Genomic DNA, 3,418 nt, shown 5'->3' with positions numbered 1-3,418 from the left:
AAAAAGAATTATCAACAAAAAGGTTATCATGTATATAATTCACAAATAAAATATGTAATAAATACATATCGCTTACATTACAAAAAATCTCGCAGCGAAAACAGAAACGCTTGCGAGATCTTGATAACGAGTAATGTTATTTTTTAGTAATATACCCCTGTGCCTTCAAAAGTTCAGCACACTCAATTGCGCCGCCGGCTGCACCACGAGCAGTATTATGGGACAAACCGATGAATTTCCAATCGTAAACCTTGTCTTTACGAAGACGGCCGATTGAAACGCCCATCCCATTTTCAAAGTTTACATCCAGTTTGACTTGAGGACGATCGTCTTCCGTCATATACTGGATAAACTGCTTAGGAGCGCTTGGAAGACCCAGCTCCTGAGGAACGCCCCTATATTCGAGCAGTGCCTGCACTAATTCTTCCTTTGAAGGATTCTGTCTGAACTTGACAAAGGCGGCCGCCGTATGTCCGTAAAGAATAGGAACGCGGACGCATTGTGTCGTGATCACCGGACTTTCTGCCGGAACGATTGCCTTTTTTTCGTCATCGACATGCCCCCAGATTCTGAGCGGTTCCTTTTCCGATTTTTCTTCTTCACCTGAAATAAACGGAATGATGTTTCCTTCCATTTCAGGCCAGTCAGCAAACGTCTTTCCGGCACCGGAAATCGCCTGATATGTCGTTGCAATCACTTCGTAAGGTTCAAACTTCAGCCAGGCAGACAATGCCGGAGCATAGCTTTGAATCGAACAGTTGGGCTTTACCGCGATAAAGCCCTTCTTTGTGCCTAAGCGTTCACGCTGATACTTGATGACGTCCGTATGGTCAGGATTGATTTCCGGGACAATCATCGGAACATCCGGTGTCCAACGATGAGCGCTGTTATTCGAAACAACCGGCGTTTCAGTCTTTGCGTATTCTTCTTCAATTTTCTTGATTTCATCCTTCGACATGCTTACGGCAGAAAATACGAAATCCACCTCCGAAGCAACCTTTTCAACTTCATTTGCATTCAGTACAACAAGGTCTCGAACTTTTTCAGGAATCGGTTTATCCATGCGCCAGCGTCCCTTGACCGCTTCGGCATACGTTTTGCCCGCACTTCTAGGACTCGCCGCTACGCAAGTCACATCAAACCACGGATGATCTTCCAGCAAGGAAATATAACGCTGTCCTACCATCCCGGTAGCCCCGATGACACCGACTCTTAACTTTTCACTCATAATCATACCTCGTTTCACATTTTCAGAGTGTCTTTTACATAATAATAGTTGAATAATGGCTGAAATACAAGTGCTTGACGAATTTTTCCGATATTTTCCCGACGGATGCAGCAATCAACCATCAGAAGTCAATTGTGCCTGCCCTTGAAAATCTCTATCCCTTTCCTCAGTCTTTCAAGGCCATCCTTAAGCACGGCTTCCGGACATGCGATGTTCATCCGTAAAAACAAATTTCCGTTTCCGTGATACTGACTTCCGGATGACAGATAAAGCCCCGTTTCAGAACGAATTTCAGCAGCCAGTTCAGAAGAATTTTCGGTGATGTCTCCGCAGTAAATCCATAGCAGATACGTTGCTTCAGAATCAATCAGGCAGATGTCAGGAATTTGTTCTGAAATGTATTCTTCAACGATCAGCTTGTTCTTCAAAAGCCTTCTTTGCAATGCATGCAGCCAGTCTCCTCCTTTCTCGTATGCCGCAATCGAAGCGGGCAAAGCCATCAGGTTAGGCTCGGCAAGTTCTTCGCTGTTCAGTCCTCGCGAAACCTGTGCCTTAAGGTTTTCATCCGGAACAATAACGGTTGCCGCATGCAATGATGCCACATTGAAGGCCTTGCTTGGAGAAACGAGAACGACTGCATTTTTTAAGCGTTCACTTTCAAGACAAAGAAGAGAGTTATACTTCTTCTCAGGAAACGTCACGTCACCATGAATCTCGTCACTGACAAGCTTTACACTGTATTTCAAACACAGATCGGAGATTTTTCTCAAATCCGATCTGCTCCAGATTTTCCCGATCGGATTATGCGGATTGCATAGAATCATCATATTGGTCAGCGGATCAGACAATTTCGTTTCAAGATCGTGCCAGTCTATGCGATACTCCAGCCTGTTTCGGTCAAAAAACAAGTCGCTTGAGACAATGTGCCGTCCGTTGTTGACGATCGAATTGAAAAAGATATTATAGACCGGAGCCTGAACCAAGACATTGTCCCCAACTGATGTCAGTCGTCTGACAAGTGATGAAATTGCAGGAACGACTCCCGTTGCAAAAATCATCCAGTCAGGATTGACTGATATTCCATGTTCTCTTGAATACCACGAAGAAACTGCAGAAAAATACTCTTCGCCGGGTTCTTCGTAACCAAAGACTCCAAAGTGTGCCTTCTCTTCAATTGCTTCAATGATTTCTCCGATGGATCTTGCGCTGATTTTTCCGCTTAAGGGGTTTTTGATGCTTAAGATGTCACTCGTAACGTCAGCATCAATCTCTGAACAATATTCAAAGCATAAATCGGTTCTCAAAAGTCTGCAGTTTATCAACGTGAGTCCTTCAATGTAGCAAAGTCCCTGATTGCTTTCAATTGTACAGTTGATCAACGTGAGATTCCTGGTATTCCAGGCCAGATATTCTCCGTTGATGACCGAACCATATATCGTCACGTTTTCGCAATTCCAGAATGCATCCTTGGAAACAAAACGTGAATTGTGAACTTCAATGTTTTTACCGCCATCGAAGCAGTAATTTCCGACAAGATCAAGGTTTTCAATTGAAACATTCGAACTGTTCATTCCAAAATAATCTCCGTGTGCGCGCACATTGGTCAATCTGACATCATCACAGCTCCAAAGTGTTTCTTCAGCATCGGCAAAATAAACATTGTCCAGCTCGACGCCTCGACAACGTCTGAAATTCTTGGGTGCCTGAAAAACGGTGTCTGAAACCTTGATGGAATCGGTATACCATATTCCCGAGCGGGCCATCGTTTCCCAAATTGAATCCTTGACAACAATGTTTTTGCTGTACCAAAGCGGATATTTCCATTTGAAAATTGTCGTGTCAAGTCTGATGTCTTCGCTTTCCTTAAGCGGGGATTCACCCGGCCCGAACGTTGCGCCTTCAATCTCAAGACCTTTTGCACAAAATAAAGAGCGTTCACCTTCATAATATTCGTTCATTTAAATTTCCTCCAGCTATTTTCCGTGATTGGACAAAACAGACGCTGCCTGAAAAATGACGTGACACGAAGTCTGTACATCCACATAATGTATATTGTATTACATGAAGTTGACTTTAAGTCAAGTGCTGTTTTGAAGCCCCGCTGAGTCAACCAGAGGCTGGGCATAATTAAATTCACAATCCGAATTTAATCTAAACATTTTCAATTGTACCAAAAACAATTATATATAC

At 43.4% G+C, this 3,418-nt stretch carries 2 protein-coding genes; both read right to left on the bottom strand.

Features of this window, described 5'->3' with window-relative positions; genetic code table 11:
* Positions 1-136: 136 nt before the first annotated feature.
* The gene (gene asd / locus V7Z60_RS00530; RefSeq protein WP_334115501.1) at positions 137-1,228 is read right to left on the bottom strand and encodes an aspartate-semialdehyde dehydrogenase; all 1,092 of its coding nucleotides are present in this window, start codon (positions 1,226-1,228) and stop codon (positions 137-139) included.
* A 128-nt stretch (positions 1,229-1,356) separates the two neighbouring features.
* Positions 1,357-3,186 carry an aminotransferase class I/II-fold pyridoxal phosphate-dependent enzyme gene (locus V7Z60_RS00525; RefSeq protein WP_334115500.1) on the bottom strand — a complete coding sequence of 610 codons (1,830 nt, stop codon included), beginning with the start codon at positions 3,184-3,186 and terminating at the stop codon, positions 1,357-1,359.
* Positions 3,187-3,418: the final 232 nt, after the last annotated feature.

The sequence above is a fragment of the Ligilactobacillus sp. genome (assembly GCF_036846325.1).
In the GTDB taxonomy this organism is placed as follows: domain Bacteria; phylum Bacillota; class Bacilli; order Lactobacillales; family Lactobacillaceae; genus Ligilactobacillus.
The sequence above is the reverse complement of the archived record's forward strand: the minus strand, read 5'-3'. Positions and strand labels throughout refer to the sequence as shown.